This is a genomic window from Cohnella cellulosilytica (assembly GCF_042431195.1).
Lineage (GTDB): Bacteria > Bacillota > Bacilli > Paenibacillales > Paenibacillaceae > Cohnella > Cohnella cellulosilytica.
Genome location: NZ_JBHMDN010000029.1, coordinates 120,484 through 133,875 on the forward strand (window position 1 = coordinate 120,484; position 13,392 = coordinate 133,875).

10 protein-coding genes are annotated in these 13,392 nt (G+C 60.2%); 8 read left to right on the plus strand and 2 right to left on the minus strand.

Translation table 11 applies throughout. The features are described from left to right. Window positions 1–2: 2 nt before the first annotated feature. Window positions 3–998, minus strand: a complete 996-nt coding sequence (locus tag ACFFT4_RS21180; protein WP_378050807.1) for a DMT family transporter — start codon at window positions 996–998, stop codon at window positions 3–5. Between the two features lie 290 nt (window positions 999–1,288). Here ACFFT4_RS21180 and ACFFT4_RS21185 point away from each other — a divergent pair, with 290 nt between their 5' ends. The 6 genes from ACFFT4_RS21185 (at window position 1,289) to ACFFT4_RS21210 (ending at window position 10,690) form a co-directional block, all read left to right on the plus strand. After that, window positions 1,289–3,151: a heparinase II/III family protein gene (locus ACFFT4_RS21185; protein ID WP_378050808.1), complete on the plus strand. Its 1,863-nt coding sequence runs from the start codon at window positions 1,289–1,291 to the stop codon at window positions 3,149–3,151. Window positions 3,152–3,358: 207 nt separating this feature from the next. After that, window positions 3,359–4,267, plus strand: a complete 909-nt coding sequence (locus tag ACFFT4_RS21190) for an ABC transporter permease (RefSeq protein WP_378050809.1) — start codon at window positions 3,359–3,361, stop codon at window positions 4,265–4,267. A 48-nt stretch (window positions 4,268–4,315) separates the two neighbouring features. Further along, the gene (locus tag ACFFT4_RS21195) at window positions 4,316–5,194 is read left to right on the plus strand and encodes a carbohydrate ABC transporter permease (protein ID WP_378050810.1); all 879 of its coding nucleotides are present in this window, start codon (window positions 4,316–4,318) and stop codon (window positions 5,192–5,194) included. Window positions 5,195–5,250: 56 nt separating this feature from the next. Beyond that, window positions 5,251–6,900, plus strand: a complete 1,650-nt coding sequence (locus ACFFT4_RS21200; RefSeq protein ID WP_378050811.1) for a type 2 periplasmic-binding domain-containing protein — start codon at window positions 5,251–5,253, stop codon at window positions 6,898–6,900. Window positions 6,901–6,929: 29 nt separating this feature from the next. Next, entirely contained in the window at window positions 6,930–9,140 is a 2,211-nt protein-coding gene (locus ACFFT4_RS21205) for an AraC family transcriptional regulator (protein ID WP_378050812.1), read from the plus strand. A 38-nt stretch (window positions 9,141–9,178) separates the two neighbouring features. Next, window positions 9,179–10,690, plus strand: coding sequence for a M81 family metallopeptidase (locus ACFFT4_RS21210; protein ID WP_378050813.1), 1,512 nt, complete (start codon window positions 9,179–9,181; stop codon window positions 10,688–10,690). An 87-nt stretch (window positions 10,691–10,777) separates the two neighbouring features. Here the strand turns inward: ACFFT4_RS21210 and ACFFT4_RS21215 are convergent, their stop codons facing one another. Then, window positions 10,778–11,659: a helix-turn-helix domain-containing protein gene (locus ACFFT4_RS21215; RefSeq protein WP_378050814.1), complete on the minus strand. Its 882-nt coding sequence runs from the start codon at window positions 11,657–11,659 to the stop codon at window positions 10,778–10,780. A 192-nt stretch (window positions 11,660–11,851) separates the two neighbouring features. On the opposite strand from ACFFT4_RS21215, the gene ACFFT4_RS21220 reads away from it, so the two are divergent. Together ACFFT4_RS21220 and ACFFT4_RS21225 are read left to right on the plus strand one after the other, a co-directional pair. Further along, window positions 11,852–12,592 (plus strand): IclR family transcriptional regulator, encoded by a 741-nt coding sequence (locus ACFFT4_RS21220; protein ID WP_378050868.1) that lies wholly within the window; start codon window positions 11,852–11,854, stop codon window positions 12,590–12,592. Between the two features lie 8 nt (window positions 12,593–12,600). After that, window positions 12,601–13,377 (plus strand): SDR family NAD(P)-dependent oxidoreductase, encoded by a 777-nt coding sequence (locus ACFFT4_RS21225; RefSeq protein WP_378050815.1) that lies wholly within the window; start codon window positions 12,601–12,603, stop codon window positions 13,375–13,377. Window positions 13,378–13,392: the final 15 nt, after the last annotated feature.

A 13,392-nucleotide genomic window follows, 5' to 3' on the forward strand; every position in this document is an offset into this window, starting at 1 on the left:
GCTTATAACCTCCTCGTCATTTCCGGCCGTGCCGGCATTCGGGTGTAGCGATGATTCCAGAGCAAGCCGCCGACGATGGCGCACATGCCGAGCAGAATGTTCGGCGTCAGCTTCTCGCCGAGCCAGAGGACCGACAGCAGCACCCCCACGACCGGCTGCAGATAGATCAGCGGCATCGCGCGTTCCATCGGCAGCCGCGACAGCGCCCAGGCATACAGCAAATAAGCGGCGCCGGTAGACGCGAAGCCGAGATAGCCGATGGCGTACCCCTGCTCCCGGGCGTCGAACCCGGCCGGCAGCAGACGGCCTTCCGTCAGCGCCAGCATCGCCCACAGCGCGGCGAAGCCGGCGGTCATGCCGTGAACGTTAAGCGCGAGCGCGGCCATGCCGCCCGAATAACGCTTCGTGATCACGGTATAAGCGGAGAAGGCCAGCAGGGCGAGCAGAGCCAGGCTGTCTCCCGCCAGAGAAGCATCCGAGCCGGCCAGCGACGGCCCGACCATTATGGCGATGCCGATCAAGGATAGGCCCGCGGGAAGGAAGACGCCGGCGTGTCCGCGTCCGCCGCCGACCGCCCGGTCCAGCAGCAGCGTGCAGATGGGCGCCATGGACAGGATCAGCACCAGATGGCTGGCCAGCGTGGCTCTGGCCGCCGCGAAGAACAGCCAGATCATGACTCCGTAGCCCAGAATGCCCCCGATCCAGATCGGGAGCAGGCGGGCAGCGGAGCGAAAGCGCGGGGGCGGCGCGAGAGGAACGGATTCTCCGTCCGGCGACCGCCCAGGCGGAAGGACTGCGGCGATTCCACCCTCGTGTCCGCGTCGGCCCATTCGGCGGCGGAGGACCAGGAACGCTTGCACCAACGCCAGCAGTCCCAGGCCGAGACCGACCCGCCATACGGCAAGCTGAAGCGGCGTTCCGGCGTCGCCGATGCTTCGTCCTACGGCCGCGGCGGAGCCCCAGAACAGGACGACGAGCAGCATGGCCGCGTAAGGCATGGCGAACTCTCCCTTCGGCTTTGTTATTGCGTTGCGCGTCTTGCCTTGCGCTCCGCATCCGACATCAGCATAGCAAACCGCCCGTAGTCCCGCGTTGTCCGAAAGTGATGCTGCGTTGCGCATTTGCCGCCGCTCCCTGCCGCTCGTTTCGCCAAAAACCGGAAACGAACATAAATGCGTTACGATCGCAATTGTTTGTTATTTCAACCCTCGGAGCCGCTGTTTATAATTCAGTTGCCCGCCCCGGTCGCCCTCTTCGACGACTCGACGATAAAGGAGTGTTCGCCCATATGATCAGCTTCAAAACTCTGCGCCGGGAATTGACGGCGGAGCGAAGCCTCCCTGCTTCCCTGCGATACGGACTGCCGCCGCGGGAAAGTCCGGCGTGGACCCGCCTGCGGGAGCAGCCGCACTTGCAGCCGCTGCTGCGGGAGATTCGCGACTTTGCCCGCAGCGCCAGGGAGACGCCGCCTCCGCTGCTGACCTTCGAACGCTTTCAGACGTTCGAAGCGCAAGGAACGCGCAGGGAATACGAGAAGCCGTATTTCGAGCGGCGGGGCCGCCTGCTCGCGCTCGTTCTCGATTCGCTGCTGGAGGACACGGCCGACAACAAGCAGGCGCTGGAAAACGTGATTTGGGACATCTGCAACGAATACACCTGGTGCCTGCCCGCTTGTCTGCCCGCAGGAGCGGCCAATGCCGCCGCCGGCCGGGTTCCGCCGGAATGCCAGGTCGACCTGTTCGCCGCGGAGACCGCACACGCGCTGGCCGAAGCGCTGCTGCTGGCGGGAGACATGCTGAATCCGTGGATCGAATATCGCATTCGGACCGAGATCGAACGCCGCGTGTTTCGTCCGCTGTTCAACGATCCGGTTCGCTTCGACTGGGAGTCCCGCTCGGACAACTGGTCGGCCGTCTGCGGCGGTGCCGTCGGCATGGCCGCGCTGCTGCTGGAGAAGGACGGGCAGAGGCTGGCGGGCATGATCGAGCGGGTAACGCGCAGTCTGGCGTGTTTTCTGGAAGGATACGGCGAGGATGGAGGCTGCGCGGAGGGACTCGGTTACTGGTTCTATGGCTTCGGTTACTACGTGTATTTCTCCGATATGCTCAAGCGCTATACCGAGGGCGGGCTGGACTTGCTCGCGGGCGGCAAGCCGAGAGCGATTGCCGCGTTCCCGGCCGCCGTGACGCTCTCCGGCCGCCGCGCCGTCAACTATTCGGACGTCGGTCTGGTCACGCTGCACACGGGCCTGCTGAGCAAGCTGGCGCACGAGCTGGGGACGCCGATCCCGGAGCTGGACAAGGTTCCGCCATTTTGCGCGGACGCCAGCTATCGCTGGCCTCATGTCATTCGCAATCTGTTATGGACGGATACCGAGCTGTTCGGAAAGCCGCTGCCCGAAGGGGGAAAATGGCTTGCGAACCTGGCCGTCGCGGTCGATCGCAGAAGAGCCGGAGGGATCGACTTTGCGTTCTCGGCAAAGGGAGGCCATAACGACGAGCCTCATAACCACAACGATCTGGGACAATTCATTCTTCACGTCGGCGGAGACAATCTGTTGGCCGACCCCGGAGCGGGGGAGTATTCGCGAGATTACTTCGGCCCGGAGAGATATTCGCTGCTCCACAACTCGGCGGAAGGCCATTCCGTTCCCGCGATCAACGGACGGCTGCAGCAGGCCGGCAAAGAGTATGCGGCGACCGTGCGGCGTTGGAGCAGCGATGCCGGAGGAACCGATCTGGAGCTGGACCTGACCCGAGCGTACGCGGTTCCGGGACTTGAATCTTTTCGCCGGAGCTTTAGCTGGCGCTGGCATCCCGGAGGCGCGGGCGCGCAGGCGTCGCTTGAGCTGACGGACAGCTTCGAATTCGCCGACCGACCGGAAAGTCTTGCGGAGCAATTCGTCAGCCTGCACGCTCCGAAGCTGGCCGACGGGGAGATCAGGTGGACGGGGGAGAGCGGCTCGATTGCGCTGGAATACGATCGAAGCGCATTCGCGGCGGAGCTGGACGCGGTCGCGACGACGGATTTTGCCGGACGTCCCCAGACTGTCTACAGGCTGCGCTTGGAAGCGTTGGCGCTCTCGGATCGCCTGCGGCAGACGTTCCGATTCCGCTGCTTCGGTCCGACGCCCCGTGAAGGCGAAGAATGAGAAAAAACGCGTCAATACCGCGTTGCGGCGCGATATCGCTTTTTTGCACCGAACAAGAAACCGTTATCATGACAGGATTTTGGCGGTTGCGCGACCGCCCTTTCGCCCCTACGATGGGCTCATGCGACCGGCAAGCGAAGGGCAACGGCGACGGCCCGCAAGAGGGGCGCGGCCGTCGCGCAACCGAACCAGGAAGGAAGGAACCGCATGAAATCTTCGCTGATCAAGAGATATGTGGCGCACAAGTATTTTTTTATCATGCTGCTCCCCGTTCTCGTTTACTACGGCATTTTCCATTACGGGCCGATGTACGGCGTCGTTATCGCTTTTCAGGATTATCAATTCTTAAAAGGAATCGGCGGGAGCCCGTGGGTGGGGTTCGATAATTTCCGCGAGCTGTTCGGAGGATTGTATTTCGGCACGGTGCTGCGCAATACGCTGATCATCAACTTCTACAAGCTGCTGTTCGGCTTTACGGCTCCGATCCTGCTGGCGGTCTTAATCAACGAAGTGTCCGTCAAGTGGTTCAAAAAGACGGTGCAGACGATCAGCTATTTGCCTCATTTTCTGTCCTGGGTCGTGCTGTCCGGCATGGTAATCGAGATTTTGTCGCCGAGTCGCGGACCCGTGAATATGGTTCTGTCGCTGCTGGGCATGGAGCCGATCTTCTTCATTACGGAGCCGGGCTGGTTTCGCTCGATCCTGGTCAGCACCGACATTTGGCGCAGCGTCGGCTTCTCTTCCATTATTTATTTGGCGGCGATCGCGGGCATCAACCCGGAAATGTACGAAGCCTCCGAAGTGGACGGCATCAGCCGGCTGCAGAAGATCTTCTATATCACGATTCCGTCCATCGCTCCGGTCATCGTCATTATGCTAATCCTTAATTCCGGGTCGATCATCAACGACGATTTCGAGCAGGTGTTCAATTTGCTGAACGCCAAGGTGATGGAGGTAGGCGACGTGCTGTCGACCTACACCTATTCGGAAGGACTCCTGAAAATGAATTACAGCTACGCCGCGGCCGTCGGCCTGTTCAAGAACGTCGTCGCTCTCGTCCTGGTGCTTACCGCCAACTATTTGGCCAGCAGAATCTCGGACGACACCATTTTTTAGAGGTTCGCTTTTTGAACACGCATTTAACGCAAGAAAGGAAGAGACCGCGTGAAACACAAAAGAACCGCATCGGACAACGTCTTTCTCGTGATCGTCTACAGCCTGCTGACGCTGCTGTCGATTACGACGCTGGTTCCGCTGCTGCAGGCGGCCACCGTCTCGCTAAGTCCGCCCGAGGTCGTCAACCGCTACGGCTTCCATCTGTTCCCGACGAAGCTGGATTTCTCCGGTTACGAACGGGTGTTCAACTATCGCGTCATCTGGACGGCTTACGGCAATACGATTACGAGAACGCTGCTGGGTACGGCGATTACGCTCGTGCTGACGTTCCTCGGCGCCTATCCGCTGTCCAAGCGGACGCTGCCCAACCGCAGATTATGGACCGGCATTATCGTGCTGACGATGTTTTTCTCCGGGGGCCTGATTCCGACCTATCTGCTCATCAAGAACATCGGACTGATGAACTCGGTTTGGGCGCTCGTGCTCCCCGGTGCCGTAAGCGCTTTTATGCTGCTGATCGTGCGCAACTTCATCAGCGCGCTTCCCGAAAGCCTGGAGGAATCGGCCAAGATCGACGGAGCGAACGAGATCGTCGTGCTGCTTCGCATCGTGCTGCCGCTGTCTCTGCCGATCATCGCCACCGTCGGCTTGTACGCGGGAGTCGGCCACTGGAACGCCTGGTTCGACAGCATGATTTACATCCAGGAGGAAAACAAGCAGGTGCTGCAGTTGATTCTGCGCAAAATTTTGCTGGAAGGCCAGGATGTCGCCGCGGAATCGGGAGCAGGCTCTCATGCGACGGCCGTCAACTCCGAAACGGTGAAAATGGCGGCTCTGATGGTGTCCGTCCTGCCGATCCTCTTCGTGTATCCGTTCCTGCAAAAGTACTTCGTCAAAGGGACGCTGATCGGTTCTGTCAAAGGTTGACTCTTGATCCCCGGATCAGGTTAACATAAAATTTTCTAAACGGAGGGATTCACGGCATGAGAAAGAAAACGAACAGAATTGCCGGAACGACATTGACGCTTGCGCTCGCCGTCGGGCTGCTCGCGGGCTGCGGAGGGAACGGGGACAAGGAGACCGGCAAGGCGAGCGAGAGCCCGTCCGCTTCGGCCAAGACGTCCGAGGAAGCGGCCAAGCCGATCGCGATGGAATGGCTCGGTTACGACTCCTACGGCCAGCCCAACCCGGACTCGGCGGTCATCAAAGCCGTAGAGCAGAAGTTTAACGCCAAATTCGATTTCTGGTACATCGATTCGCAGAAGTGGGAGGACAATCTGAACGTCAGATTGGCGGCGGGCGAGATGCCGGACGTCCTGAAAATCACGAACCGCCAAAACCTTCCCAAGTACGTGAACCAGGGCATTCTGGCTCCGATTCCGCTGGAGACGATCGAGAAGCATGCGCCGACCTATGTCAAGTTTCTGAACGAGAACTACCCGGAGGTATGGGACGGCGTCAAATACAACGGCGAAATCTACGCCATTCCGATGACGAATCTGAACGGCACGTATCCGACCGTCGTCATCTGGCGGCAGGATTGGCTGGAGAAGGTCGGCATCTCGAAGGTTCCCCAGACGATCGAGGAATACGAGGAAGCCTTCGTCAAATTCCGCAACGACGACCCGGACGGGGACAACAAGAAGGATACGTACGGCTTGTCCGACTTCGCGCTTCCGAACATTCTGGGCGCCTTCGGTTACCCGGGAATCACCGATTTCAAAGGAGCGGCCAAAGGGGACGCGAGCAAATCCGTCCAATTTACGATGAAGGACGGCAACGTCGTTCTGACGTCCATTCAGCCGGAAATGAAGGAAGCGCTTTCGGTTCTCCAGCGTTGGTATAAAGCGGGCCTGATCGATCCCGAATTCATCACTTCGGAAAATACGACCGGCTACTGGGCGGACTCCCAGGCTTTCTACAACAGCAAGATCGGGATTACGGGCATGTCGATGTTCTATCACTGGCGCAACGAGATGAACCCGGACATCGCGGACGATACCGGGGGCGGCCAGTACAAGGCCTTCAAGGAGAGCAACCCGAACGGAGAAGCCGTCTTCGGCGTGCCCGCGGTCGGTCCGAACGGCGCTTCGGGCACCCCGACCTGGGATACGGCCAGCCATCCGATCGCGATTACGACCAAGGCGATGGAGGATCCGGCGAAGCTGGAGCTGCTGCTGCAAATGATCGAAGCCGCTTGTACCGACTACGAATACTATTTGATGCTGACCAACGGAGAGAAGGGCGTCGACTGGAAGCTGGAGGGCGACAAGTTCATTAATCTGACGGCTTCCGATACGTTGGCCGAGGCGAACGTGAAGGGCAAAAACGTGCTTAACGCCAAAGTATCCTACGACCCGTTCCTGAAGCAGCGCGATCAGTTCGACTATGCCTTTGCCGACGAGCATGCCAAGATATCCGGCTACAACGCGGTATACGTGCCTAACGTCGAAGCCTTCAGCAAATATTCGAACACCTTGAACAAGCTGACCGTGGACGCTTATTTCAAAATTATTACCGGAGAGGCCGAGGTGGACTCCTTCGACGATTACGTCGCGAAATTCCGCGCCAACGGCGGCGACGAGCTGGAGCAGGCCGCCAACGAGGCTTACAAGCAGATGGTAGGACAATAATAAAGACTTAAGACTGGGGGGAGCGGGAGATGGAGGAAGCGAATCGTTCCGGCAGCCGGATATTCAAGCGGCTGCTCGTGTTCAACCTGATTACCGTTCTGGTCGTCTCGCTCGTCCCCCAGTTCGTGTTTTACCGTTACTTCATGACCATGTACAACGAAGAAGCGCAGGCATTGAACATGCAGACGGTCAGACAATTCCAGAGCGCCATCGACGAGCCGATCGTCAAGGCGATGGTCAACTTTCCCAATCAGTACCTGTCCGAGCTGGAAAGCAACGAAGCGCTCGTCTACCCGCTGACCCGCGATATCAGCCGCGATTCGGCGGCTATTTTGAAGGTGGCGAGACGCATTGACGATATCAAAAACAACACGCCCTTCCTGCATTCCATCGATCTCTATTATCCAAAGGGCAATTTGCTGTTTCTGGGCGACCGCGTCTGCATGCTGAACGAGTCGGAATGTCCGCTCGGCGGCAGAGCGGACTGGTTCGGCGCCTTCGCCGAATCCGATCTTAACATCGACTGGATCGGGGCCCGGACGGCGGGACCGCACGATCCTGCGCAGATCGCGACTTACGTGAGGAGCATTCCGTTCTTCGGCAGCAAGGAGGTGCGGCAGGGCACCGTTGCCGTCAATCTGGACCTGGCCGAGCTTGACGCCAAGCTGCGGGGCTTGAAGGCGCCGGCGTCCGGCATGCTGCTGATCGTGGACGAAGCGGGCGGCGTTATCGCGCACAATTACGGAGATGAGCCGCTTCCCGATCTGAGTCAGGAAGCGCTGCGAGCCAAGCTGCTGGGCTCGGACGGCGCGGGCATGTTCGACGCCAAGGTCGACGGGCAGGCGAGCGTCGTGTCGTTCGTGAGCTCCGCCTTTAACGACTGGCGGTACGTGTCGGTCACGTCGATCGAGAACGCGTACCGCAAATCGAATCAGCTCAGAGGATGGATGCTGGCGATCGGCTCGGCGTTCCTGGCCGTTAACGTGCTCGTAAGCGTCTGGCTGACGGCGCGGGCGCACAAGCCGATTTCCAACCGGATGGAAAACCTGCGGCAAAGCCTGATCCGCCATATGCCCGTCGTTCGGCACAATTACGTGCTGGGGCTGTTGTTCGGCTCCGCTCCGGATGCGATGAAAATCGGCGATATGCGATCCATTCTGGGCATCGGTCACGAGGATCGCCTGGCGGTCGGCTTCGCGCTTCGGATCGAAAGAGAGGGCGGCATGGAGCACGAGGAAGCGCTGGCGGCGGACTTTCATTTGATCGAACGCCTGGAGAGCGGGGTGCCGGGCGCGGATATCGCCGCGATTCGGGACGACCGCTCGCAAATTCTCGGGTTTATCAGCTATCCCGAGGAGATGTCGTTGACGGCGATTCTGGCGCAGATGACAGAAATGATCGCAAGCGCCGGGGAGAGATATACGCTGTGCCTGGGAGGAAGCTATCCGTCGGACGCGGGGGCCGTCGCGCGGTCGTTCTCGGAAGCGGACGAGGCTCTGGAGTATGCCTTCCTGCATCCCGAGGCGCGGGTGCTGCTTCACGAGGAGCTCCGCATCGGAGAGCTGAAGGAGCCCGGCAATCTGCCCAAGGCGCTGGACGAACTTCCCGCGGCCATCAAGGCGGGAGACGGCAAAAGGCTGCAGCAGCTGATCGGGGACCTGCTCGCGGAAATCCGCCTGGGCGAATGGACGGTAAAGTATTGCCGCAACGTTCTGCAGGACATCGTGCTGGCGATCGACAAGACGGTTCAGCAGCTGGGCTTTCAGCCGGCGGAGCTGTTCGGCGGCGACTTGCGCGAGCAGTATCGCGACATGGAGCAGATCGATCAATTCGAAGCCTGGATCGGGGAGGTCGCGGAGACGGCGATGAGCCGGATTCACGAGCGGAAGGGACAATTCGATCTGGAATTCGCCGACAAAATCGTCTCGTACGTCAACAACAGCATTTCCCATCAGCTCTCGCTCGTCTCGGCGGCGGAGCACGTCGGCGTCAGTCCGACCTATCTGAGCAAAATTTTCAAGAGCATTACGGGCAGCAACTTCAACGAATACGTGACCGGGCTCAGGCTGGAGCGAGCGGCGGAGCTGCTGCGCGAGAGGAAGCTGTCGGTGCAGGAAATCTCGTACCGGGTCGGTTACCAGTCGACGCACCACTTCATCCGCCTGTTCAAGGAAAAGCACGGCCTTACGCCCAAGCAATATCAAAAAAAGATCGCGGACGGCGGGGAGGAAGAGCTGTAGCGCCGGATTCCCGCCTTATGCCGCGGGGAGGAATCGTTTTGCGAATATTGACCGGAACGCTGATGCACGAGACGAACACGTTTAATGAACGGCCGACGACGCTGGAGGACTTCCATCCGCTGATTGGCCAAGAACTGTTCGAGCATGCCTTCTGGAGAGGGAACGCGGAGTCCACCGGGGGAATCGTCGAGACGCTGCAGGTGGAAGGCGCGGAGGTCATCCCATCCGTGCACGCCGTGGCAATGGTGTCGGGCACGGTCGTCGACGAGGCGTACGAGGAGATCAAGCGAGGCGTGCTTGCGGCCGTTCGCGCGGCCGGGCCGCTCGACGGAATTTGCTTCTGCCTGCACGGCTCCATGTGCGCGAAGTCCGTGCTCGATCCCGAGGGGGATCTGATGAGCGCCATCCGGGAGGAGGTCGGCCCCCGGCTGCCGATCGTCTGCACGCTTGACATGCATGCCAAGGCGACGGATCTCCTGCTCGCGAGCGTGAACGCTTTTACCGTATTCCGCACGGCGCCCCATACCGACAGGTACGATTGCGGGGAGCGGGCGGCCGAGCTGCTGCTGCGCATCATCCGCCGCAAGCTGGAGGTCGTTACGGTCGCCGCGCGGCTGCCCCTGCTCTTGTGCGGCGAAAATTCCATGACGACCGTCCAGCCGATGCGGGATTTGATCGCCGAAGTATACGAGACCGGGCGGGAGAAGCATGTGCTGAACGCGGAGTATGCGCTGGGCTTTCCTTGGGCAGATACGCCGCATCATAGCGTGAGCGCGTTGGTATGCGGAGAGGCCGCCGAGCTAGAAGCGCTGACCGATACCGCGCTTCGCATGGCCGGGCGTCTCTGGGAGAAGCGGGAGCAGTTCCGATTCTCGGAGGAGACGTATTCGCTGGACGAGGCGATAGACGTCGCTCTGCGCGAGGCGGAGGGGCCGGTCGTGGTCTCCGATACGGGAGATAACCCGACCGCGGGAGCGTCAAGCGACTTGACGGGAATGCTCGAGAGGCTGCTGCAGCGCGGGGTTGACCGGGCTCTGGTTGCGGTCATCGCCGATCCGGCCTCGTTTGCCGCATGTCGGGAGGCGGGATCGGGCGCGACTCTGGAATTGGCGCTGGGCCGCCGTCGCCCCGATTCCGTCGAGCCGTTCGCGGCGCGGGTCGAAGTCCGTTCGGTGCATTCCGGGCTGGATGCGTCGGGACACAGCAAGGAGCGCTGCGACGCCGCGGTAGTGCGGATCGGCGGAGTCGACGTCATTGTCGCCGAGCGCCGGATAGCCGTCTACGATCCCGCTTACCTGGCGCAGCTTGGCCTGCGTCCCGGCGATTACCGTCTGATCGCGGTCAAGAGCGGATACTTGAGCCCGGGTTACCGGGCTATGGGAACAAGAAGTTTGTTCGCGCTGACGCCCGGGCAGACCGCCATCGAGCTGGACAAGCTTCGTTATGAACGGCTGACATCGCCGATCTATCCGCAGCAGCTGGATACGGTATGGAACCGGGACGAGGAGCGGGAGCGTATGCTGGGGATGTTCAAAGGCCGGCGAAAGTAACGATGTTGTTTGAACCAAGGGAATGGAGAAAGGGAATGGTTTTGCCGTGAGGCGGAGCCATTCCCTTTCTCCATGCAAGGAGTATTTTTACTTCTCGCGGTTTTGCGCCTGATTCCGGTATTGCACCGGCGTCATTCCGAAATTGCGGCGGAAGAGCTTCCCGAAGTAGGCGACGTTGGTCAGGCCGATTCGTTCGGCGATCTCGCGCACGGGAAGCCGGGTGGCCGACAGCAGCAGCCCGGCTTCGCGCAGTCTGCGCGCCGTCATATATTCGGTCAGCGTCGCGCCCGTTTCCTGGTGGAACAGCCGGGACAGGTGCGACGGGGAGACGAAAAGTTCGTCCGCGAGACGGTTAAGCTGGAACTCCTCGTGATAATGCGCTTCGATCCACTGCATCGCTTTTTCGGTATTGCCCATCGCGCGCGGCCGCGAAGGCGATGAAGCGAGTTCCTCGATCTCGGGAAACAAGCGCCGCAGCAGCTGCAGCAGGGCGATCCCGGCCAGCGACATTTCTTCAAGGCGCCGAAGCCGATCGGCGCCTTGAAGCGTTTGGGCACAGCCGGCCAACGCTTGGATTGCCGCCTCGGCATGCTCTCCCAGCGGGAAATGCTGCCGACTGAGCTCATTCCTCCATAGCACCCGGAAAAAACGCTGCAACGACGGAAAAGCGTCGAGCCGGGAATCGAGCTCCGCAGGATCGAACAGGAACACGCTGCGCTCGTAGACGGCGTCGCTGCGCATATGGACTTTATGCAATTGATAGGGCTGGAACAGAAGCAGGGTGCCGGCCTGCGCGTGCACGAGCTGGTCACCGACGATGACCTGCCCCGCCCCTTCGTGAACCAGCAGCAGCTCCATGCCCTGATGCGCGTGGAAGCAGTAAAACTCGGAATGGCGAATGCCGTAATTCAGAAAAAACCGCTCCTGCAGCTCGATCCGTTCGATCAACCCGGCGTGTACCCTCTTCATTCCGTTGCTGGCTCCTTCGCAAAGCATTGATCTACATCAATCATACCATAAGGCCGGATGCGGGAGCTGCACGTCTTGACGGCGGTCCGTTCTCTGTCTAATATTAGAGGTGCATAATAATAAACTTTGGTTTAATTAGATAAACTTAGCGGAGGGGATATCATCAGCGAACGGAAGTATTGGGCTCCCGCCCTGGAGAGAGCTCACCGCATTTTGGAGCTTATCCGTCACGAGCCGGGCAAGCTCAGGCTGATCGATCTGTCGAAGCGGCTTGATCTTAACAAAAGCTCGATGTTCGTGCTGCTCCATACGCTGGAGGAGTTGGGCTGGGTTACCAAGGATGCGAACGACACCTACTCCTTGGGGCGTATGCTTGGCGTGTGGGGTCACGCTTTCGCCAGCCAATTCGATCTGAATGAGCGATTCCGGGAGGAAGCGGGCCGATCGCGGGACAAGCTGGGAGAGACGATACAGCTTGCAAGGCTCGAAGGGAATCAGGCGCTCTATCTGGGGAAGGTCGAAGCGCCTTCGCGCGTGAAGCTGGTTTCCGAGCCGGGCATGCGTTTTCCCGCCCATGCGACCGCCTTGGGAAAAGCGTTGCTGGCCTGGCGGCGGCGGGACGAATTGGAACGCATCCTTGACGAGCGGTTGGAGGAACTGACGCCGAATACCGTAACGTCGCGAGCGGCGCTGCTGGCTCAACTGGAGCAGATCCGTTCGGCGGGATTCGCGACGGAGGAGCAGGAATCGGCGATGGGCTTCTGCTGCGTCGCGGCGCCCGTGCTGGACTCGGCGGGGGCGGCCGCGGCCGCCGTAAGCGCGTCGATTCCCGTGCATAAGTGGGAGGAGTCCCGGGAACGGGCGAAAGAAGAAATCGTCAGCCTGGCCGGGCGATTAAGCTTGTTTTTGACATCGTTCGAGGAGAAGGAGTGATGGGGCAGATGGCAAGGTTGGCAAACAAAATCGTTCTCATTACCGGAGCCGGATCGGGCATCGGACAGAGCACCGCCGTGCTGTTCGCGCGGGAGGGAGCGACGGTTATCGTTAACGATCTGGAGGCGGCGAAAGGGGACGAGACGGTACGGCTCATTGAGGAAGCCGGCGGGAAAGCGATCTGTCTGGCCGCGGACGTGACCGATCCGGAGCAGGTCGCGGGCATGGTGGAGACGATCAAGTCGAAGTACGGCAGAATCGACGTGCTCTTCAACAACGCGGGCATCAGCGGAGTCGGCATGCTGCACGAGATCGACCCCGAGGCGTGGGATCGCGTGATGAAGGTGAACATTCGCGGCGTCTTCGTGCCTTCGAAATACGTGCTGCCGCTCATGATGGAACAGCGCGGCGGATCGATCATCAATATGTCGTCCTGCATTGCGGAGATCGGGCTTGCAAGGCGAGCCTCATATTCCGCGACGAAAGGCGCCGTGCTGGCGCTGACGAAATCGATGCAGGTCGATTACGCTCCGTACAACATTCGCGTTAACGCGCTGCTGCCGGGAACAATTCTGACGCCGTTTGTCGAGAAGTACCTGTCGGAATCGTACGATGATCCGGAGGAGGCGTACGCATCCCTGAAAACCCGTCAGCTCAGCGGCGATCTGGGCCGTCCCGCCGACGTGGCTCAAGCGGCGCTGTTCCTGGCTTCCGACGAATCGAAGTTTATGATGGGTTCTCCGCTGTACATCGACGGCGGAGTCGTTTTCGGCAAGAACGCTTAATTTAACGGTTTTATT

What these genes read in the sequence shown, in the direction of transcription:
- ACFFT4_RS21215 (WP_378050814.1), bottom strand. Translation starts at nt 11,659, where the DNA reads ATGAAGAGGGTACACGCCGGGTTGATCGAACGGATCGAGCTGCAGGAG.
- ACFFT4_RS21200 (WP_378050811.1), top strand. Translation starts at nt 5,251, where the DNA reads ATGAGAAAGAAAACGAACAGAATTGCCGGAACGACATTGACGCTTGCG.
- ACFFT4_RS21225 (WP_378050815.1), top strand. Translation starts at nt 12,601, where the DNA reads ATGGCAAGGTTGGCAAACAAAATCGTTCTCATTACCGGAGCCGGATCG.
- ACFFT4_RS21185 (WP_378050808.1), top strand. Translation starts at nt 1,289, where the DNA reads ATGATCAGCTTCAAAACTCTGCGCCGGGAATTGACGGCGGAGCGAAGC.
- ACFFT4_RS21205 (WP_378050812.1), top strand. Translation starts at nt 6,930, where the DNA reads ATGGAGGAAGCGAATCGTTCCGGCAGCCGGATATTCAAGCGGCTGCTC.
- ACFFT4_RS21180 (WP_378050807.1), bottom strand. Translation starts at nt 998, where the DNA reads ATGCCTTACGCGGCCATGCTGCTCGTCGTCCTGTTCTGGGGCTCCGCC.
- ACFFT4_RS21190 (WP_378050809.1), top strand. Translation starts at nt 3,359, where the DNA reads ATGAAATCTTCGCTGATCAAGAGATATGTGGCGCACAAGTATTTTTTT.